The organism is Flavobacterium sp. HSC-61S13, from assembly GCF_024171535.1.
In the GTDB taxonomy this organism is placed as follows: domain Bacteria; phylum Bacteroidota; class Bacteroidia; order Flavobacteriales; family Flavobacteriaceae; genus Flavobacterium.
On sequence record NZ_JALJZV010000001.1, the window covers coordinates 116,978 to 137,574 of the forward strand.

18 protein-coding genes are annotated in these 20,597 nt (G+C 29.3%); 13 read left to right on the forward strand and 5 right to left on the reverse strand.

The genetic code is table 11. The features are described 5' to 3' along the window. Nucleotides 1-292 precede the first annotated feature (292 nt). The 3 genes from L1275_RS00485 (at nucleotide 293) to L1275_RS00490 (ending at nucleotide 2,338) form a co-directional block, all read left to right on the forward strand. The gene (locus tag L1275_RS00485) at nucleotides 293-976 is read left to right on the forward strand and encodes a GNAT family N-acetyltransferase (RefSeq protein WP_253468617.1); all 684 of its coding nucleotides are present in this window, start codon (nucleotides 293-295) and stop codon (nucleotides 974-976) included. Between the two features lie 95 nt (nucleotides 977-1,071). Next, on the forward strand, nucleotides 1,072-1,239 hold the full coding sequence (locus tag L1275_RS16550; RefSeq protein WP_371923413.1) for a cation transporter: 168 nt from the start codon (nucleotides 1,072-1,074) through the stop codon (nucleotides 1,237-1,239). 241 nt (nucleotides 1,240-1,480) lie between these two features. Beyond that, nucleotides 1,481-2,338 carry a CPBP family intramembrane glutamic endopeptidase gene (locus tag L1275_RS00490; protein WP_253468619.1) on the forward strand — a complete coding sequence of 286 codons (858 nt, stop codon included), beginning with the start codon at nucleotides 1,481-1,483 and terminating at the stop codon, nucleotides 2,336-2,338. Nucleotides 2,339-2,679: 341 nt separating this feature from the next. On the opposite strand, the gene L1275_RS00495 is transcribed toward L1275_RS00490, so the two are convergent. Next, nucleotides 2,680-3,150: a JAB domain-containing protein gene (locus L1275_RS00495; protein WP_253468621.1), complete on the reverse strand. Its 471-nt coding sequence runs from the start codon at nucleotides 3,148-3,150 to the stop codon at nucleotides 2,680-2,682. Nucleotides 3,151-3,407: 257 nt separating this feature from the next. Here L1275_RS00495 and L1275_RS00500 point away from each other — a divergent pair, with 257 nt between their 5' ends. From L1275_RS00500 to L1275_RS00515, 4 genes are all read left to right on the forward strand, one after another. Continuing rightward, nucleotides 3,408-4,199: an AraC family transcriptional regulator gene (locus L1275_RS00500; protein WP_253468623.1), complete on the forward strand. Its 792-nt coding sequence runs from the start codon at nucleotides 3,408-3,410 to the stop codon at nucleotides 4,197-4,199. A gap of 79 nt (nucleotides 4,200-4,278) precedes the next feature. Continuing rightward, complete coding sequence (locus L1275_RS00505; protein WP_253468625.1) at nucleotides 4,279-4,656, forward strand: RidA family protein; 378 nt, start codon at nucleotides 4,279-4,281, stop codon at nucleotides 4,654-4,656. 1 nt (nucleotide 4,657) lies between these two features. Beyond that, on the forward strand, nucleotides 4,658-5,584 hold the full coding sequence (locus tag L1275_RS00510; protein ID WP_253468627.1) for a pyridoxal-phosphate dependent enzyme: 927 nt from the start codon (nucleotides 4,658-4,660) through the stop codon (nucleotides 5,582-5,584). Between the two features lie 1,287 nt (nucleotides 5,585-6,871). Continuing rightward, nucleotides 6,872-7,447: a hypothetical protein gene (locus tag L1275_RS00515; RefSeq protein ID WP_253468629.1), complete on the forward strand. Its 576-nt coding sequence runs from the start codon at nucleotides 6,872-6,874 to the stop codon at nucleotides 7,445-7,447. A gap of 92 nt (nucleotides 7,448-7,539) precedes the next feature. Here L1275_RS00515 and mobC read toward each other — a convergent pair whose 3' ends face one another. Further along, nucleotides 7,540-9,543: a conjugal transfer protein MobC gene (gene mobC / locus L1275_RS00520; RefSeq protein WP_253468631.1), complete on the reverse strand. Its 2,004-nt coding sequence runs from the start codon at nucleotides 9,541-9,543 to the stop codon at nucleotides 7,540-7,542. Nucleotides 9,544-9,894: 351 nt separating this feature from the next. Here mobC and L1275_RS00525 point away from each other — a divergent pair, with 351 nt between their 5' ends. From L1275_RS00525 to L1275_RS00550, 6 genes are all read left to right on the forward strand, one after another. Further along, nucleotides 9,895-11,586, forward strand: coding sequence for a beta-lactamase family protein (locus tag L1275_RS00525; RefSeq protein ID WP_253468633.1), 1,692 nt, complete (start codon nucleotides 9,895-9,897; stop codon nucleotides 11,584-11,586). A 482-nt stretch (nucleotides 11,587-12,068) separates the two neighbouring features. After that, nucleotides 12,069-12,248: a hypothetical protein gene (locus tag L1275_RS00530; protein ID WP_253468635.1), complete on the forward strand. Its 180-nt coding sequence runs from the start codon at nucleotides 12,069-12,071 to the stop codon at nucleotides 12,246-12,248. A gap of 15 nt (nucleotides 12,249-12,263) precedes the next feature. Next, nucleotides 12,264-12,401, forward strand: a complete 138-nt coding sequence (locus L1275_RS00535) for a hypothetical protein (protein ID WP_253468637.1) — start codon at nucleotides 12,264-12,266, stop codon at nucleotides 12,399-12,401. Between the two features lie 35 nt (nucleotides 12,402-12,436). Then, on the forward strand, nucleotides 12,437-12,754 hold the full coding sequence (locus L1275_RS00540; protein ID WP_253468639.1) for a hypothetical protein: 318 nt from the start codon (nucleotides 12,437-12,439) through the stop codon (nucleotides 12,752-12,754). 167 nt (nucleotides 12,755-12,921) lie between these two features. Further along, nucleotides 12,922-13,182, forward strand: a complete 261-nt coding sequence (locus L1275_RS00545; protein WP_253468642.1) for a hypothetical protein — start codon at nucleotides 12,922-12,924, stop codon at nucleotides 13,180-13,182. Then, complete coding sequence (locus L1275_RS00550) at nucleotides 13,179-13,913, forward strand: prolyl oligopeptidase family serine peptidase (protein ID WP_253468644.1); 735 nt, start codon at nucleotides 13,179-13,181, stop codon at nucleotides 13,911-13,913. Before L1275_RS00545 ends, L1275_RS00550 begins: the two co-directional genes overlap by 4 nt. Before the next feature lie 1,055 nt (nucleotides 13,914-14,968). Here the strand turns inward: L1275_RS00550 and L1275_RS00555 are convergent. From L1275_RS00555 to L1275_RS00565, 3 genes are all read right to left on the reverse strand, one after another. Continuing rightward, on the reverse strand, nucleotides 14,969-15,460 hold the full coding sequence (locus tag L1275_RS00555) for a hypothetical protein (RefSeq protein WP_253468646.1): 492 nt from the start codon (nucleotides 15,458-15,460) through the stop codon (nucleotides 14,969-14,971). Beyond that, a complete protein-coding gene (locus L1275_RS00560) occupies nucleotides 15,457-16,908 on the reverse strand; it encodes an ATP-binding protein (protein WP_253468648.1) in 1,452 nt (483 codons plus the stop codon). Before L1275_RS00560 ends, L1275_RS00555 begins: the two co-directional genes overlap by 4 nt. A 628-nt stretch (nucleotides 16,909-17,536) precedes the next feature. Next, on the reverse strand, nucleotides 17,537-20,290 hold the full coding sequence (locus tag L1275_RS00565) for an ATP-binding protein (RefSeq protein WP_253468649.1): 2,754 nt from the start codon (nucleotides 20,288-20,290) through the stop codon (nucleotides 17,537-17,539). Nucleotides 20,291-20,597 lie beyond the last annotated feature (307 nt).

Consider the following 20,597-nt stretch of genomic DNA (forward strand, 5'->3'; position numbering starts at 1 on the left):
ATTGGACTATTATGACTTAGAATTAATATAAAATCTGGATAGGATTCTTTAATAGTAATTACTTATTCAAAATATTGAATATAATGTTTCAAGAAATAAACGGGGTAAAAAATTTATAGGTTTTTCTTAATTGTATTTATTCGTATAAATTTCCCAAATAATTTTAATAGTTGTTTATTTGGCTCTTGATTCAGTTGCCTTAAATAAAACTATTTTATTTAAGGCAACTGTTCTGAAAATTGTATAAGAAATTATTACATTTATATTCGTGCAATCTTTTAAATTAATAAAAATGGAGAGCAATAAATTAGATAATCCAACCTGGTATTCTTTGAATGAAACCCACAAAGATTTTGTGGTGGAATATGAGGGCATCAAGTTTTATCATCCCGATTATTGTCCTTTTGGAGGTTATCTATATTCAGACAAAATCGCAAAGGGTATTGAAACTTATGCTTCATTGACGAACAACTTTTTTGTAGTAGCCAACAAACCAAATAGTAACGATATAGTTCAGCTGAACAACGAATTGGTATGCAATCAGATGATACTTGATAAACAAATTAATTTGGAAATTAATGAGCACATCGTTGAACTTCAGACTGAAATTCACAAGGTTGAATTATTTAACTTGGTGAATTTGGTTCAACCCGGTTACTTCAAAAATAAAACGTCAGACTTGGGTAATTATTATGGTGTTTATAAAGATGGAAAGTTAGTTGCAGTAACTGGCGAACGAATGAAAATGAATGCATACACTGAGCTTAGTGCTATCGTTACACACCCAGATTTTACAGGTAAAGGCTACGCAAAACAGTTGATAAAGTTTGCAAGCGATAAAATTTTCAATGAACAAAAAATCCCCTATTTACATGTGGCTAACACTAATATTGGAGCCATAAAACTATATGAAAAACTAGGTTTTCAAACCAGAAGGGAAATCAGTTTTTGGAATTTAAGCATAAATGAGAAATGACACATCAAAACAATCATAACAATTAATACCAGGGTCTTAACCATTCAAAAGGCAACGCATTATCTATCGCCTTTTGTCCCAATCTGGCATTTTCCATCGTTGAGGAGGTTTTTTTTGGTGGTTTAACGAATTCAACAGCCATGATTGTTGACGCTTTGCAAGATTTAATGAATGCCGTATCGATCGGTCTTGCCTTACTCTTAGAAAAAGTGTCGGGTAAAAAGCGAAGTGCGAAATTTTCTAATGTCTATAAAAGATTTTAATTGTTATTCACATTGGGTCTGTACATTTTTTTGTTGGCAGATTAGTTAACAATGACTATTGCAGGTTATGTTTTTTTAAATATAAATCCCTGAAATTTGTAACACTTACTCTTTATTAAAGTAATGAAATTAGTTATTAGAAAAGTGCATAATAAAACATTAAAATTCCCTATGTTATTAGCCCTTTTTTTAGTTCGAGAATAAATGCAAAATATTATAGACTTCGTTATCCGTTGAGCAAATGAAAGTAATTTTCAAAGAAATTATAGCGTTTTATAAAAATCCAAAAGATCTACGCGCAGATGATTTATCGCTAAAAAATAATGTTCGTTATATTCTAGGAGTTATTCTAATTGACCTCATTTTTTTTGCTCTGATAGCTCCTATGTTACACTATATATTCACTTTAGAACTAATTGCTGAGGATATAAGTAATATAGTCTATAAGCAGAACACATTATTTTATAATATTATTATAAGTGCTGTTTTAGTTCCATTAATGGAAGAGCTAATATTTCGTTTTCCATTGAGATATAATAACTTTTATCGATACTTTGTATCTGAACAAAAATGGAATTATGTTTTTAAAATATTGGTTTATTTACTTCCACTAATTTTCGGGGTTGTTCATTTGTCTAATTATGAAAACATTAATATTTTTATATTAATTGCACTTTCGCCAGTGTTGATTGGCAGTCAATTAGTGGGTGGCTATCTATATACATTTCTTAGAGTGAAATTTAATTTCTTATCTGCAGTTTTTTGTCATATTTCGTGGAATTGTATTTTAATACTGATTTTTATTCCAATAAATTACTTAGAAAGTCCATACGAAGTTCAAAAAGGCAGTTATCAGTTATATATAAAACAGAGCGAATATAGTACGGGCGAAAAACAAGTATTTACAATTGATAGTAAAGATAATAAGATATATAATTTATCAATTAAAGAATATTCTATAAACCATGTTTTGGATTCTCTTTTTAATATTAAAAGAAATAAAGTGGATTATATTATCGATCTCAAATTCCAATGTAATGAGGGAATAAAAAAAGAAGAATTTATAAAAGTAATTGAAAGATATGAAAATTCTAAATAGGCAATTTTAAAATCTTTTTCATCAATATTTGAGTGGCTTTAGTCTATGAAATAACTAAGGAATAAAATATCAAAAAAATATAGTTTTTAAAACGCCAAATTCAGGAAAAACAATAAAATATTTTTCATGAGTAAATTGGGAAGCATATACTAACGTAGCAAGTAATTATAGCTTTTTTTGGAATGGAATATTTACAATTCGATTGGTTTTAATGATTATTATCTTATGTCAACTATTTTGTTAATGTATTATTTTAAGGTATTTAGAGAATATCTATTGTCTGCGATAAACTCTTTAAAGTAGTAACAATATAATTATTTAAATAAAGTAATTTAAGACGCCTACAAGGCGCCTTGATCTGCAAATGAATAATATCCTTCTAAGGTTATTATCAAGTGATCTAAAAGAGCTATATCAAGTATCTGACTAGCTTGTTTAATCTTTTGAGTAATTTGTTTATCAGCTTGGCTTGGGATAAGTTTTCCCGAAGGATGATTGTGCACTAATATAAATGCTGTGGCTTTTGCTTTTAAAAGAGCTGCAAATATCAATCTAATATCTACTACTGTTCCTGTAATACCACCTGATGATATCCCAAGTACACCAAGTGCTCTATTACTATTTGATAATATAAGAACTTTAAATTGTTCTAAGAGTTCAATTTTTCCCTGGTCCCATGCTTTTAAAGCTACTTCAAAAGCGGAGTAAGAAGATTCGATTTTAGGTCTTTCTGATGTTTTAACTTTAGATTTGTAGATTAGTTCTATCTCTGATGCCACTAACCAATTACTGTTTAAAATTACACTTTCCATAATATTATATTTTTAAATTAATTATGGAGCAGCGACTGGTAATGCTTAAGCAAGCGCAAAAAGCAACGCAATAAAGTGAAGACAAGGTCAAGCATTTATGGGGGAATTTTTTGAAAGCGAACCGCAGAGTGTTACCTAGCTTAGTGAGAAAATTAATAAAAAATAAACCCAAATTTTTTCGTTGTATTGATTAAATCAACCCAACCAAGACAGATGTTTATTTTGTTGTACTTTTGTGTATATACAATGTGTTAATTATGATTGCGTTAGAGAAAGGACAGTATTCAGGGAATAAGATACTAGAGATTATAGATGATCTATTTATGACTTCAGTGACTTCTTATTCTCCTACTGATTTTAATACTAAAAGACACAGTCATCCTAATACACATCTAAGTTTCGTTCTTAAAGGAGGTTGCGAGGAACAAAAGAAAGATAAGTATGACCGAAAACCATTGAGTACCACCTTTTATAATTCGTTCGAACCTCATCAAATTAATGCTTTGCCATGTAATGCATTACATTTAAATATTGATTTTAATCCTTTATTTTTAAAAGAGATAAATCAGGAATCTAATTTAGAATTAATCGTTAGAAAAGATTCTTCTTTACCTTTCGAAATGATTAAATTGTATAAAGAATTAAGCCATAATGATGATTTGAATGTCAGGGGAATCGAAGAAATTGTATTGGCTATGTTTAGTCAAGAAAAAAATATTCTTTTGTATAGCAAGACACCTCTTTGGGTAGAGCAGGTAAAAGACTATATTCAAGAATATTGGAATCGATCAGTTACTTTGGATGAGTTATCTATAGTGACGGGATTACATAAAATTAGTATCTCAAAACACTTTAGTAGATATACTGGGGATACAATTACCATCTATCAACGTAAGTTACGTCTATATAAAGCATTAGAGTTAATCAATTCAAAACAATATAATTTAACAGAAATAGCATTGAGTTGTGGATTTTCAGATCAAAGTCATTTTATTAGGTTGTTTAAGGAGTATACTGGTTTTTTACCTAAAAAGTTTCAGAAATTATAAGGATTAGATTCCGAGGCAAATTTCATTCTATTCCTTTACAAAGCCTTGTTTTAGTTTTGTCTATAAATCGTTAAGTTTTATGGAAATTATTAAGAGTCAAGAATTACCCCAATCTAATGGGCATTATAGTACTGCTATAATAAGTAATAATACCCTTTATTTATCAGGTCAATTGCCTATCGATAAAGAAGGTAATCACTATTATAAGCATTCATTCGAAGAACAGTTCAACATCATTTTTGAAAATATAGATCATATCCTTACAGTATCGGGTAGTTCTTTACAACAGGTAGTAAAGGTTACAGCATATATAACAGATGTAGCGTTGTGGTCTTTGTTTAATGAATTTTTTAAAAACTATTTTGGTACACATAAACCAGTAAGGACAGTAGTGCCTGTTGCTGCATTGCATTATGGATATAAATTAGAGGTAGAAGTAATCGCTGAAGTTAATTGATATGGATAAGTCAATTCAAAATGTGCAAAAACAAATAGCTCCGTTTATTCACCGTACACCAGTATTTACTTCCTCTAGTTTAGATGAAATGATTGGTTGTGAGCTGTATTTTAAATGTGAGAATTTTCAGCGTATGGGAGCCTTTAAATTTAGAGGAGCTATGCATGCACTTTTAAACCTTTCAGAGAAAGAGAAGCTAAAAGGTGTAATTACACATTCATCAGGCAATTTTGCACAAGCACTTTCCTTAGCTGCGAAATTATTAGGAATTCCTGCCTATATTGTGATGCCTGAAAATGCACCTAAAGTAAAGATTGAAGCAGTTAAAGGGTATGGAGGGATTATTACCTTTTGCCCTGCATCTAATAAAGCTAGAGAAGAATTTACCCTAGGTTTAGTTGCGGAAAAAGGACTGAGGTTTATTCATCCATCAAATGATTATAATGTAATTTTAGGGCAAGGAACTGTCGCATTTGAGTTAATCGAAGATGTTAAGGAATTGGATTATATCGTTGCACCAGTAGGGGGAGGTGGATTAATTGCAGGAACTATTTTAGCTAGTGAACCGGTAGATATAAAAGTAGTAGGAGCAGAGCCAATTGTGGTAAATGATGCTTATAGATCTTTACTATCAGGTCAAATAGAGTATCACACAAATGATTTTACCATTGCCGATGGGTTAAGAACACATTTAGGAGATGTAAATTTTCCAATTATAAAAAAGGGGATAGACTGTATTATTTGTGTGGAGGAAAGTGAGATTGTTAGTGCAATGAAGCTTATTTGGGAGCGAATGAATATAATTGTAGAGCCATCCAGCGCAGTTGCTTTGGCTGCTGTTATTAAAGAAAAAGATAAATTTAAAAACCATAGAGTAGGAATCATATTGTCAGGTGGAAATGTAGATTTAACAAAACTACCGTTTTAAGATAACACGCAAACTGGTTTTTCTAACCAGTTTGCGTGTCTTTTATATTACAAAGATTACTGATTCAACCATAATTTAAATAAAAAACTAAACCAACGATGAAACGATTTTATACTTTTGATTTTTCTTACACTTAGTATAATGATGGCAACTACTTTATTGCATGAAATTAAGTTTATTCAAGAGAGAATTATTAGACAAATAATAGTTCATCTCATCTCTATTTCTTCTTGTATCGTTTGAAACAATTCTTCCGGATCTAAAACAATCATCCCTCCTCCAAAAGTACCTGACTTCTTAGAATTATTAATTCTACTATCTAAATAAGTTATTATTAAATCTTTTACTTAATAATTCTTCATGTTTCTTTTTACTCAAATTTAAACTTCGGAAACAAAACTTCCACACTGACCTAAAATCCCTCAATAAGTTTGTTGGATAATCAAATAACAAGCAGATAAATATGTAAATCCTAGTTTAAATAAACTACTTTTAGAACGAATTAATTTAGGTGAAATACAAGTTCCGAACTTGCGGCTTTTCTCGTTTCATCAATTAGCTGGCGATATTATAACAGGCTAAATGTTAAAATTTTTGGACAATAAAGTTATTCGTCTATATTTGTAATTATGAATTACTTATTGTTTATTAAATAATACTAAGAAATGAATAAAATTAGAACTGCATTTTTAATATTTCCAATAATAACAACATTATTGATTTTCCTTAATTATGATGTCTTTAGTACTGATTCGCCTGCTCTTTTTGCTTTTGGACTGTTATCTATAATCATTAGTTTATACATCCTTTTTAGTTTGCTTAAAGAAGCTACTCTATTAAAGAAAAAGAAGCAATCTAAGAAGTTTTATTAAGTATTAAAGCCCCTACTTTGGGGCTTTTTTCGTTTCATAAATGTTAGTACACTAAGACAGAGTACCTATCAAGAACGGTAATTTTCTTTAAATAAATCCGCAATAGCTTTAGAGATGGCTTTTCATTTAAAACTCTACCAACTTTAAAACCTATACATCATACATTTTTTTAACAAAACATTAGTTAAAAACGCATTTAAATTACTTTTTAAATAAAAATAAATACATTTTTTTGTATGATATCACTAAAAAAACCTATTATTATTAACATAGTATTTATTATAAAATTAATTTATGAAAAAACTGACCCTCCCTACTTGCATGTTCATTACTGTTTTTTTCTTGTTCTTCAGAGGATAAAAATATTAAAGAAAGTAATCAAAAACAATCGACCTCAAATAATGAAAATAATATTTTGTTTGAGCAATACTATTATTCAAATGAAGTCGAAAAGAATGATTTCATAGAGGAAATAAGTATAAAATTCTTAGATAAAACATATGAAAGCGAATTTGATTCAAGATATCAAGTAGCAGGATATGTTATAGAAAATCATTTAGACCAAAGCAAACTAGTTATAAAGTCGAGTATAGTTAATATTGGTGGACTAAGTAATAGTGAACTTCCATATTTTGGGATGTTTAGTTCTATTGAGTATACTGAAGAAGCATTAGCTCCAAATTCAGAAAGAGCAATTCAAACTGAAAGATTAAAGTACAACTGTAACGGAGGCTCTAAAGGAGATTCTACAATTACTTTAAATCGCCTTAAAGGAGCTGCAAGTACTGCTAGGTATGGTAAACAAATTGCTCAATTTGCACAAGCTTGTTTAGACGGTAGGGGATGTGTAACCATTTGTAAAGCATTTGTCAGCGTAGGCCCGAACGATAAGTATATTAAATTTTCATCATCACAAGACCAATTAGAATACTTACACGCAATTGATAAATCTTATGAAATTCTACATGAACAGTTAAATAATTTAAATTAATAAAATTATCAACCTCTAAATTTTAGAGGTTGATATCATTTAATGAATTAACTATGGCTACTGTTAATATTCTAGCGAATTAAAAGTCATAATTAATTCTTCTTATTAAGCAAATGAACCAATTCAGGGTCGTTTTCAATACGTTTTAGCTCACATTCTATAATCAGTTCTATATCTTTTTTAACCTGCCTATAATTCGCTTGAATGGTTTGATTTAAAATATCATTTCCATCTGCGTCAATAAAAGAGGCTATCTGAGGTATTTGTTTATATCTTTTCATTTCTTGATTTACTTTATCATTATCCACGACTATTTCCGAGTGAAATATTTTTTGTTCAATACGCTGTTCGAAATTATCTGAGACAGCTCCCACAAACATTCCTTGTGTTAAAGTGGATATTTTAGATGCCGGAATCAAAGTATCGAGCTGGGTGGATATCGAGGTAGAACGATCATTTCTATTTATGGAGATACTTTGCCTTTTTTGCAGAATTTTGCCAAAACGCTCTGAGAGTGCTTTGGCTGTATCTCCGACTACTTGGCCTGAAAAGATATTGCCTACAGTGTTTTGAATTACCTTACTTTCTTTATCTCCATAATCCCGGTTTAGCTGAGAGAAATCCTGAAACCCTAAACAAACGGCTACTTTGTTGCTACGCGCTGTGGCTATAAGATTATCAAGGCCTCTAAAATAAATGGTAGGTAATTCATCAATGATTACCGAACTTTTAAGTTGTCCTTTTTTATTAATCAGTTTAACGATTCTAGAATTATAGAGACCCAGAGCAGCAGAGTAAATATTTTGCCTGTCCGGATTGTTTCCAACGCACAGTATTTTTGGCTCTTTTGGATTATTAATATCTAATGAAAAATCATCGCCTGTCATTACCCAATATAAAGAAGGAGATATCATACGAGAGAGTGGTATTTTTGCTGAGGCAATCTGTCCTTGCAATTGGTCTTGAGCACCTCCTTCCCAAGCATCCATAAAAGGGGATAGGTAGTTTTCAAGTTCAGAATAGGAGGTAAGTATTGTAAAAACATCTGAATACTTTTTATTTAAAAGTTCGACGGCATGAGGGAATGTGCAGTATTTACCATCTCGATAGATTTTTAAAAACCAGATAATTGCAGCTAGCAGTATAATAGGGGATTCGACAAAAAAATCTCCCTGCTTTTGGATCCAAGAGCGGTTTAAGTTGAGCATAATGGTGTAGGCCGATTCATAGGCATCGGATATATCAGTCATAAACATTGGATTAATGGGATTACAGCGATGACTGCGACGTGGGTCATCAAAGTTGATGACATAGAATTTAGGAGTTATTTGATACTTGTCACTATTTAAAAGTAAATGATTGTATGCGATAGTAGATAAATCATCAAACTTAAAGTCATAGATGTACATCGAAAACCCTTTTTCTATTTGCTGTTTGATAAAGTTATTAATTACCGCATATGATTTTCCAGAGCCTGGAGTACCAAGTACAATTGTGGCCCGAAAAGGATTAACAATATTAATCCAGCCTTTATTCCATTTACCATTATAGTAAAACTTTGAAGGCAAATTAACTGAGTATTCGTTTTCGATTAACTGAGTTTCTTGCATAAAACTCTCGTTTTCAAAATTGAACACATCCTGCATTAAGTTGACATTTAGTAATCTACTAATCCAAGCGCCAGATACTAATAGTAATATATAACCTAAGAAAGTACTTGCGATATACAAAACAGAACTCCAATAGGAAGTAAAATCAAGCAAAAAGTAGTTTAAAAAGAAAAGAACAAAGCCAATTAAAAATCCAGAAATTATTCTAGAGATTGTAATTTTTTCATGTTTTACTCCTTTGCTTCCCCATAGGCTTAAAGAGAGTAAAACTAAAGAAAACACTTTAGTATAAATCAAATGTGCGAACAGACCCGCTGTCTGATTAAAGTTAACAAGTATTTTATCTACTACAGCGTGGGTTATTCTAAAACTAAAGAAGAAAGAATAACAATACCAGTATAAATGCATAAGCATTATTATAATGCTTACAGCTCTTAAAAAGGCTAATATTTTCGCTAGAGCTCTTAGATCGTCTTCTGATTGCATAATAAGTATTTAAATTAAATACTTAAAATAGAGTAGTCTTAAAAAGAAATAATCCATTGGCAAACCATTTACCTTATTTGGCGTTGTTTTTAGTTTTAAAATATTTGTCGAATTTGTGTATATTTAATTCTTTGCTAACGATAGGATAAATAATAATTTAGTTTAGTGTCATGGTCTAAATTATTTTGAGTTTTATTTATCGGCTCATTAAAAACACAAGATTAGATATCCAGTTCTATTCTTATTATTTTTAGTCTTTAAAGACAAAAGAAATAATTAAATAGATAAAGGAAATGAAACATTTTTAATAAGGTTATTTGCTTCTTAAGTACATATTAATAAAATAGTAAAATGAAAAATAAAATACTAATTGTGCTGCTCTTAGCCCTCATATCTCTAAGTGGACAAGCCTCTATTAAATATAAGTTTACAAAACAAGAAAAGACTGTATGTGTAAAAAAAAGAAGCTTAGCCGATATTCCTAAGCAAGTCTATATCGCGAGTGATATTAGGAATCAGTCATTTTTTAGGTGTACTGATTTATTTTCTAAGCCTGTTGAAAACATCTATGAGAGTGAACTTTTTTTAAAAGAAAATAAAAAAAAGGAACAACGAGTACTTCAAGAAAAAAAGAAAGATAATAATTCATTTAAAGATCTTTGTGAAATAATTGATCAATATGCAGAGAACACCCTGAAAAAAGGAAATATTAATTCACTAGCAATCTCAGTGTATAGAGACGGGAAGATTTATCAGCAGTATTATGGGCAGATAGATAAAAAATCACAAAAGAAACCTGATGATAATACGCTTTATGAAATAGCTTCTATATCTAAAGTTTTTGCAGGTTCTTTGGCAGCCAAGGCAGTTATCGATAAAAAAATAGCCTTGAGTGACGATATTCGAATGTATCTAAAAGGAAACTATTCTAATCTAGAGTTTGAAGGAGTACCTATTACTATTGAAAATTTATTGACACATACCCTTGGATTTAAAGATAAAACTCCTAAAAAGCTAGAAAAAATAAATGAAAAAACCAAAGAAGGATACTACCAGAACAGACCTTTTAAGTATGATATGGCCGACCTTCTAAAGGAGTTAGAAACGGTTAAATTAGATAAAAAACCTGGAACAATATATAATTATAATTCTGTAGGTCCAGAGTTGGTTGCTTATATCTTAGAACAAGTGTATCATAAATCATATAAAGAATTATTGCAGAATTTTTTAAATGAGGTCGATTTAAAAAACACCTTCTTACAGGATTATGATAAGCATAAAAAGCAATTGTCCTTAAGTTTTGATCAAGAAGGGAAAGTAGCTCCATTAGACAAGAATCCTTTGTTAGGAGGTGCTTATGGTATGATTAGTAGCTTACCCGATTTAACTAAATTTATGGAGTATCAACTTAAAAACGATAATCCATCGATTAAGGAATCGACACGTTTACTGTTTAAAGATGAGCAAGACGATGATGACAAAGGATATTTATGGGATGTAGGGTACGGACAAAAAGAAGGGTTTTACTATGGGAAAACAGGCACGTCCAATGGTGTTCAAAGTGGCTTACTGATTTGTCCTGATTCTAACTATGGGATGATTTTAATTATGAACAATAAGTCTGATGCAGCATTAGAGGATTGGGCTAGTTTGTATAACAAAATAGAAACAGAGCTCATTATTTATCCCAAAATCAATTTAGTATCTTTATTATCAGCGGACTTTAAAAACAACTTCGATCATGCATCAAAGAAATATAAGGAATTACAGAAGGATACTGATAAGTATCTAGCAGGTTCTTTCTATTTAAATAATTTCGGTTATGAACTCATCAATGAAAATAAAATAGAGAAGGCAATTAAAATATTTGAATTAGCCATTTCGTATGATCTAAACAACGCCAATTTGTACGATAGCTTAGGAGAAGCTTATTTTATAAATAAAGATTATAAAAAAGCTCTAACTAATTACACTAAATCTTTAGAACTTAATACTCTTAATGAGAATGCTAAAAAAATGATAGAAAAGATTAATAATCTATAAATGTGGTTGGCTTTAGTTCCAATTGAAAATTTGTAAATCAATTGACTTTGTACTCTATTTAAATTTTGGCGCTTTGAATGCTATTAATTTTCTTTGAACAACATAGGAAGATGTTCCATCGTGTAAATCAATCTCAGTAAATACAATAATTGCAGTAGACTATTTAAGATAGGGGCGCCACAGGGTTACGTGACTTAAAGTGTATTTAATTAATATAATCAATAAACAATTATTTTGTCAATTATCTCCGATATGTTAATTACATAAATATTTACTGAATTATACTTGTCACGAATTTTGTAGTAATGTCATGTTTGCGTTTCGCAAGAATTTTTATCTTTAACAGAAATTAATAAGTTTTAAAAATTTGCAAATACGCGAAGAGACAGAACATTGTGAAAAATTTCAATCAATTATATATTATTAAAGTGATTAGAAATTTATTGAATAACTTAAAAACGACTTTTATTAAAAATTTGGATATGATAGTGATTCCAAAGTATGTTGTTTTCAATATTAATTCTTCTTCTATCTTCGAAGTAAGCGATTGGAATTTCTATAAAGACATCTATGAAATATTGGATAATATTATAGTAGAATATGATCTAACCTCAAATACTTATATCAGAACTTTCCAATCATTCAATTTTGATAATAAATGACTGAGTTTTGGACGAATGAAATGGAATTTAGAAAACAATAAAAAATGGACTCAAAAATACAAGACTGAAGAGTTTACTAATTTAAATCTTGAATTCTTTGGTACAGAAATTTGGAGTCCTGTTGTTTTGACTATGGCTTTAAACGATAAATAATCAATAAAAAAGGTTAAAAATCGTATCTTTATTGTATGGAACTAAGAGGAAAAAATAAAAACATTCCAAATCTTGACCCTGTCTTTTTTTGGGACTTCGACATTGATGCGATGGATTTTATCAAAGCGCATAAGACTATTATTGCCCGAATTATCGAACGTGGCGGTCAGGGAGAGATCGATGAAATTATCCGTTTTTATGGGTATAGTAAAGTAGTCACGGCTATTCGTGACGAAATCTACTTCCTGCCCAATTATGCTATTGACAAAGCGCTGAAATTCTTCCCCGAACTTAAAAAGGAAGAAATGTACTGCTACCTGAACCGTAAGGACAAGCCTTATCATTGGATATAAAAAGCGTTGTTCTTTTTACTTCTTTTTGTTGCTCTGCAAGTTTCTGCCAGAAAAAGAAGCTAGGAACCGTTGGATAATATCTTGTCGTTGTAGAAAATCATTAAATTTACCGTTCAAATAACAGTACAAATACGCAATCCTTGTATTTACTGGCTAGCATAGATCATATGAAAGTATTATTCACATTAATTTTTGTCATTATTACCAATTTGTGCCTATCACAATCCGTTTCAGAATACAAACGGTTTAAACATTTTGAAATATTAACAGGTAACGACACGATAAAATATCATATCTATTCACACAATGAAATTGCTGACAAAACAAAAATCTTATTGTATATTCAAGGTTCTGCTGCAATTCCGATGTTTGATGTCAGAAAGAAAAAGAATCCATTTCTGTTGTTTCAACTATTCCTTTTGATTTGAATAGCATCCCAAAAGACTACGCATTTATAATTGTATCAAAGAAATGTGTTCCTTTTGCAACAATAAATGAAACTTATAATCCTCCAAAATGCTATTACGAGAACGAATCTTTGGATTATAGAGTTTGGCAATACAATAATGTTATCAACCACATAACAAAAACAGTAATCAAAAATTCCGAAAAAATTGTTGCATTAGGACATTCAGAAGGAAGTGATGTTGTCGCGAAACTTGGTACAGTGAATAAAAAAATCACGCACATTGGATTTTGGTCCGGCAGTGGGAATACGCAGTACAATGACTTTGCACTATTGATTAGAAAAGAAACAAGTGAAGGTAAGACTGATGAGGCTACTTCATTAAAAAAATTAGACAGTCTACATACACAGATTGAAGATATTGAAAAAAATCCAACCTCGATCGATAAATTTTGGTTGGATAATACATATAAACGTTGGCACGAATTTTCAGAGCCGGCGGTTGAAAATTTGCTTAAAATAAACATTCCAATATTTGTAGCGATCGGAACTAAAGACCAGGCAGTTCCTCTCGAATCGTCTTTAATTATAAAAACAGAATTCATACGGCACCATAAAGACAACCTTACGTTTAGAATCTATCCGGATCTTGACCACGGATTTGAAACTGTACCAAATACGAAGAATGAGGAACCAAAAGATAAGTGGATGGATATTTTTTCGGAATTTATGGAATGGGCAAATAAAGTATAAAAACTCTTGCTATCGCATTGCCAAAATCTATGCATTTGGATGCCGGCTACCTTCTGAGCTTCTATAAGGTTTTGTGAAGGCATAAGACCTTGAATTTTTTCAAAAATTGTTTCCAAAAGAAAAAAACAAGAAAAAAAGAAAGCAGATAAACGGGAAGGGCAATGGAGAGACAAAAGGAAACGGAATAAGTCCCAAATGGTGAAAAAGAAAAAAATATTTTGCGGAGCTTTTTTTCTTTTTCATTATGCCGTAAGCTTTTGGCTGGCCGGTGTGTGGGATGCCCTTCCCAACTTAGCTGTCTTTTTATCTGTTTATTTGGAAACCTATCTTGCCTAACCGTTCCGCTTATGAAAAGCGGAATAGATTCCATTTATAAATGATCTGGCTTTGAAAGCCACAGAAAGGATAGCGGAAAATACTTTTGGGTATGTGGATTGGGTATTTTTTGTTTTGCTTTCTACAACATCCGTACAAATCTTTTTAATTTGCCGAGGAGGAAGCGTCGGTAAATTAAAGTATTTTGAGGATAAAAATCTGGTTATAAAACTCTTATCTGGTAATTGCACGCCAAATACTACCTCTGGATGCAAGATTATAACGACTGATATGAGTAACCTATATTTTTGAAGTTTAAATGGCAAAAATATGGACGTAGCGGTTTTATATATTCAGATTTTAAAAGCACTGCATAGGGAAGTAAAGGAAGTTTCCAATTTGATTGCGGAAATTACCGCACTCCTAAAGGGACAAATATCGAACAATTTTATAAAAGGTATAGAACGATTTCACGAATTATTTTACAAATAAGTTTTTTTATAACGAACACCTTTTGTCTATTGATTGAAGGTTGTTTATTTAAAATTTATTGCAAAGAAAGAGGGTTAGCCTCTTTTATCTCGTATGCTTTATAAATAGGAAGGTTCACTTTTTTTAATTGTGGTGAGCACCTTATTACGAAAGTTTTATACTATGATTTTGTAAAAGATTTAATTGCAATCTCTAATTATTAAGAACTTTTATTTTTTGGATATATCTGAGATAATAGTTTTTAATTGTTAAATAACTATTATCTCAGCTTGAATATCTAGACGGATACCATGTTTTCTAAAAAAAGCCAAGTTTGTTTCATTATCAATTTCTTGGAAGTTTTTATGTTTTTTATTACAAGCAAATGCTTTTTTATGTTTAAAAACATTAATGTCATGTGATTCTTTAAAGAAAAGTATAGTAGATTCAAGCTGTTGAATCGCATCTGTAGTCCAGTTTCTCATTTGATTTTTCAGTTCAACAAAATATAATTGTTCTTCAGTTAATAAAATACCATCGCATCTCCCTCTTCTAGGTTCATCAGCATCTTGTAAAATACATTTATCAACAGCTATAAAAGTAACACTTTTACTTGAAGCATTTACAACATTTGCAATCCATTCTTCAGGACTTACATTAGATGTATATGCTTTTGTTCCATCTTCATTATCACATATGCCAAATTTGGTATCAGTTCTAGTAGCTTCTTGACAATGAGTGTTTAAAAAAATCCAACTCATAATAATTCTTCTTCAATTTCTAATAATGAGTCAAAAACTACATTTCCTAATCTTAATTGTTGATTTAGAAAATTTTGATCACTAGGGATGCCATAAGGCATTTCTAAATCTAAGATACTTCCATTAGATTCTATTTGATAAATTACTACATCATTAGTATCTACCAAAGACTTTATAGGAACTAAATTATTAACTCTTTTAGTAAGGTGTTCTTTTTTTTGAGAATTCTCATTTTTACTAATCTTATTCATTAAATAAGAAGCTTGTATTGATATACTCATAAAATTTAACAAGTAAGGGCTATGCGTAGTAATGATTAAAATATTTTCCCTAATAGCATTATTAAACTCTAATAAACTATTTAATATATTATGTTGTGAATTAGGGTATAAATTTTGCTCTGGTTCTTCTACTATGTTTATAAAATTAGAATAATATAAGAAATTATTAGTTATATGGTTGTCTTGTTTTAATTTTAGATTCTTTAATGAATTAAGTTCAGTTTTTATTAAATCTAATTCTTCATATAATTTGTTACCTCTAACATATTCTGGGAATAATTCATTTTCACGCCCAAGATCTGAAAGTTTTTCTATATTTATTCTAAGCTGCTCTAACTCAATATTAAGTAAATTTAGTTTATTCACTTTTTGTGTTATAGATTTGTTTATACTTTCTTCATAATCAATATTGATTCTTTCTTTATCATTAATACTAAGGAAATCTTTTGTGTTAAACTGAGATATATATCTTTTATTTTTAGTCTTTTGAACTAAACTAGTTAAGTAAGAAGAAACTAAAAATGTAGGTACAGTGGATTGAAAACCACTTGATGCTTCAGTTAAATTTAATGTATATTCTTTACCTACAAGATAAGATGTATTATCTTTTATATTGTAACGATATTTCACATCATTAATAGGTAAAGTGACATCTTTTTTCAATTCTTTAACAGCTTTAAAAAACTCATCTGCAAACGTATATAAAGTTCCTGGTAATCCTACTAAATCTCTTACATTAGTGACTGCACTAATAAGATTTCTATCGGAAGGAACGTACATAATTTTAGGAATTTCAATTTCAACATCATTATTTAATCTTATTGAAATAATATTATTAACTAAATGGAAATATAAAAAATCACCTATAAACTCTAGCTCTGTAATTAGTTTATTATTCTTTTTATTATAGACAAAATAGTTAGATATATTTTGATATTCAAAATATTCTATAAAGTCATCAAGAATATACTTTTCTTTGTATTTTATTTGTTTTTTTTTAAAAGCCTTTTCTAACCAATAGAAAATAGATATTAATTTGGCTGCTGTACTTTTTCCTGATCCTTGGTCACCAATAAAAACTGTTACTTTTTTAATTTCAATAAATCCATCATTTTTATCAAATCCGTTTTTTATAGGTCCAAAGTTTTTTATTTTTAATTTAGCCATATCATTAATTTAATTTAGGTAAAAATACATATAATCTAAATACTATTACAGTATTGGTAATATTGTTTTTTTTTTACAAAAATTACACACATGAAAAATTTACAGAACTATAGCTATAACTCTATTTCTTACAACATTCTACTAATGTAATAAGTTTTGTAAATTAAATATTTAGTAAACTTATTTGTTATGATTAGTGAAATTAAGCAAAGTTGTTTTCGTGAAATTTTAGTTGGCTATTAGGGGGCAAAATTATACATGGATATTCCACTCTATACTGCACCTCGAATCCGTTAAAGTGCTCCACTTATTCCATCAAAGTATACCATTAATTCCGACAAAGTGAACCAGTAGAGTTAGTTTTTTTCATCAATAAACAACTTGAAGAAATACTTACATTTTATTATGAAAGTAATTAAGGATTTAGTTCAAGTTTTACTCTTAAAACAAGGAGAACACCACACTTTTTAGTACTTGAAAAGCAATTGTTACAGCATGTTGTTTTTTACTTTTTTGAGTAAACATTAAAAAGAAACCTCGTTTTAAAAGGCTTAAAACGAGGTTATATATTTTAGTCCTTATGTCAAAAATGGAGTTATGGAACAGTTTCCTATGTTATGTGTAATTTTTATATTTGATCTATTTCTAATATTTCTGTTGCTTGATAAGGTTTACCTTCAAATCTAGGATTTGTATATTTTATAGCTAAGAGATTTCCCTCTTTAATATATCCCCATCTATTCCATCCTTCTTCTAAAAAGTTTACATATAGATAAAATTGTTTACCTTCTCTATTTTCAGCGAACATGAAACTTGATAGACCATATCCTCTATCTTCAGGAATATGATACACTTTTACTATTTCATATCCATCATCTTTTAATTCTTTAATATGCTCACGATCATATGCAAATTTATCTTGCGTTTGTTTTTTGAACCAAGAAACAGTTTTTATTGGATTATGTTCAGTTTCAAATTCAAATAATGATTTTATAAAATCCTGGTTTTCAGAATTATTAATATTTTCATTTTTAAGTTTTGAAATTATATTAAAGAAGTGAGTAGCAATAAAATTTAAATATTTAATTTGTAATTCTTCGGAATAGTTATAAGCAGGATTTAATATAAAATCAATGTCTTTAACAATTTTATTAGCTTCAACACATGCTATCTCAAAATAATTTTCAACTTCAAATATGTAATAAAATATATCTAAAATTTCTTCAATTAAAGGAGTAATAGATACCGTTTCAGAATGATTGAATTCAATTTTTCTTTTAAGGGCAGTAGCTCTTGAAACACCAATTATTCCACACCAATTGATGTGAGATTGCCAATCTTTTGATTTATTTAAAATTTCATCATATTCTCCTAAATATATTAAACTTAAATAGTAAAGTTTAGTTGTCGAAAAACTAAATTTTTTATTGGATTTACTAACATCATCATATCCTTCAGCTATCAAATATTCGAAATAAGTAAGAGCGTCTTGATAATCATTATTATAAAAATATCTTAATGCAGTCGCTAATTTAATTCTTGGAGATGTTTTATTAAGACTTTGAGCTTTTAACAAATATATCAATTCATTACTAGTGTCTTTTAAAGCTCTAAATATTCTGGAAAAATGGAAAAATAGCAACCAATCATCATTTTTATATTTTAAAATGTCATTAAATTTATCTTTGATGCTTATTAGGTCTGTATGATTAAAGCTTTTACCCAAACATTTATTAAGATCCGCAACAAGACTATACACGGTAGGATCGATATTATCTGGTATAAATTCATCATCAAATTCGGTAAGACCTAATTGTTTAATTCTAGCTGACTGTTCAAGTATTTTGGCTTTTTTCTTTTTAATTTCTTCAGTAATACTGTTTCTTACTTCTATGTTTTTAGGGTTTGTTAAAAGTAAGTCTTTAATTGAGTCACTTAGTTCATAAATATCATTTCCATACTCATCAATAGTACGTGTTATAAGACTAGTTTTTGCTAATTCATTAATTGATTCAACTATATCATCTTTGCTTAGGTTCAAAAAGTCCATTAACTCAGATCTATTCGGATTACCTATAGCATAAATCGCTTCAAGAATAGTTATTGAATTCTCTCTCAAAGCTTCAATTAAATTCTTATAAGAAAATGACGCTATGTCTTTTTGAGATTGTGATATTGATGAAATAATATCACCTCCTTTCAAATACAAATCTATGGTTAATCTTATAGCAAGTGGGTTATTATTAGCCGTTTCTGCAATCTTTTCTAGATCTTCTTGTTTAAAGTCTAATACACCTCTTTTCTTAAGATAATTTCTACTTAAATTTACAGCATGTCTTTTAACTAATGGTTCTAAAGGAACTGTTGTTGCTGAATCAATTGAAATTCGACTAGTGACTAGTAATTTCCATTTAATAGGTAATGATTCATTAAATTCAACAAATTCTTTTTGAGAATCAACTAAAAGAGTTTCTAAATTATCAATGCATATTAAAATATTTTCATCTTCTAATGATTCCATAGCATCATCAAAATTTGCAAATTCTTTGTTATTGTAAATTTTTTGAAGATCTAATAATATAGAATTTTTAATTTGTTCCAAACCTACAATAGCATCAATTTGTTGAAGACCGTCACTTGTTAATTTTTCATTTTTAAGTGTGCAGAAGATTATTGAGCTTAATTTTGTTGTCCAAATCGGATTCAGAGAAATATCTTTAAGATATTGCAGTACTAACGCAGTCTTTCCAATACCTCCTGGAGCAACAATTGCTATTAAATTATTTCTCTTTTTTGATAATACATTTTCTAAATCTTTGAATTCTCTTTCTCTTCCTAATAATCCTGTGATTTCATGATCAAAATTTGAAGGGAGTGTATTGGGAATAGCCCAATTAACATTATATAACCATTCATCTGGTGGTGTATTTAGATTTTCCTCCATTGCAGAATTAAGTGCTGTACGAATGTTAGTTAAGTTAAGCTTTTCGATTAAAGGATCGCTAGCTATAGTTGCTGCTCTAAACCAATAACAATCAGGAAAAGGTCTATTAGGATGACTAACAGCATTTCTTATATCAAAAATCCCCAACAATGAGCACAGGTTTTTTAATTCAATCATGTATGGATTTAAATTAGTGCCAGAGGTAATATTGATTGCAAAATTAAAAATTTCATCAAGATAACTCGATTCGATTATTAAATTCAAATTATCTTTAGATATACTATTTCCTCTATTCTTTTCTCTTTCAATAATTGATTCAATACTAGATTCAGGGATTGTATGTATAGATTCATTTTCAATTACATAATTACCTAATGATGATTCTAGCTCATAAACAATCATAGCTGTTTTTATTCTTAATTTTTGAATATGGTCCATTAAAATATTAATTATGGTTATTAATAAAATTACACATAAAAGAGTTTTTCACGAAACAATATAAAGTTTAAGTTTGTGATAACACACCTATATCTTTATTTCATTAATTTGTTACTAATATGATTAGTTTTTCCAATTAAGTATTTAACGTGCCAATCTATTATAGATAGTAAAATAATTAAACAACATTTCTTTCTTTTCAAACATAACATAATTTCACTAATCTTTATTACGGAAATCCGTAAACCTCTCATTTTTTTGAGTTAATACTCTATTTTCAACAAAAAACTAGAGACTTCGGAGTAGT

What these genes read in the sequence shown, in the direction of transcription:
- L1275_RS00535 (WP_253468637.1), top strand. Translation starts at nt 12,264, where the DNA reads ATGAAATGGAATTTAGAAAACAATAAAAAATGGACTCAAAAATACAAG.
- L1275_RS00555 (WP_253468646.1), bottom strand. Translation starts at nt 15,460, where the DNA reads ATGAGTTGGATTTTTTTAAACACTCATTGTCAAGAAGCTACTAGAACT.
- L1275_RS00490 (WP_253468619.1), top strand. Translation starts at nt 1,481, where the DNA reads ATGAAAGTAATTTTCAAAGAAATTATAGCGTTTTATAAAAATCCAAAA.
- L1275_RS00500 (WP_253468623.1), top strand. Translation starts at nt 3,408, where the DNA reads ATGATTGCGTTAGAGAAAGGACAGTATTCAGGGAATAAGATACTAGAG.
- L1275_RS00510 (WP_253468627.1), top strand. Translation starts at nt 4,658, where the DNA reads ATGGATAAGTCAATTCAAAATGTGCAAAAACAAATAGCTCCGTTTATT.
- L1275_RS00565 (WP_253468649.1), bottom strand. Translation starts at nt 20,290, where the DNA reads ATGGACCATATTCAAAAATTAAGAATAAAAACAGCTATGATTGTTTAT.
- mobC (WP_253468631.1), bottom strand. Translation starts at nt 9,543, where the DNA reads ATGCAATCAGAAGACGATCTAAGAGCTCTAGCGAAAATATTAGCCTTT.
- L1275_RS00560 (WP_253468648.1), bottom strand. Translation starts at nt 16,908, where the DNA reads ATGGCTAAATTAAAAATAAAAAACTTTGGACCTATAAAAAACGGATTT.
- L1275_RS00485 (WP_253468617.1), top strand. Translation starts at nt 293, where the DNA reads ATGGAGAGCAATAAATTAGATAATCCAACCTGGTATTCTTTGAATGAA.
- L1275_RS00545 (WP_253468642.1), top strand. Translation starts at nt 12,922, where the DNA reads ATGAAAGTATTATTCACATTAATTTTTGTCATTATTACCAATTTGTGC.
- L1275_RS00530 (WP_253468635.1), top strand. Translation starts at nt 12,069, where the DNA reads ATGATAGTGATTCCAAAGTATGTTGTTTTCAATATTAATTCTTCTTCT.
- L1275_RS00540 (WP_253468639.1), top strand. Translation starts at nt 12,437, where the DNA reads ATGGAACTAAGAGGAAAAAATAAAAACATTCCAAATCTTGACCCTGTC.
- L1275_RS00525 (WP_253468633.1), top strand. Translation starts at nt 9,895, where the DNA reads ATGAAAAATAAAATACTAATTGTGCTGCTCTTAGCCCTCATATCTCTA.
- L1275_RS00495 (WP_253468621.1), bottom strand. Translation starts at nt 3,150, where the DNA reads ATGGAAAGTGTAATTTTAAACAGTAATTGGTTAGTGGCATCAGAGATA.
- L1275_RS00505 (WP_253468625.1), top strand. Translation starts at nt 4,279, where the DNA reads ATGGAAATTATTAAGAGTCAAGAATTACCCCAATCTAATGGGCATTAT.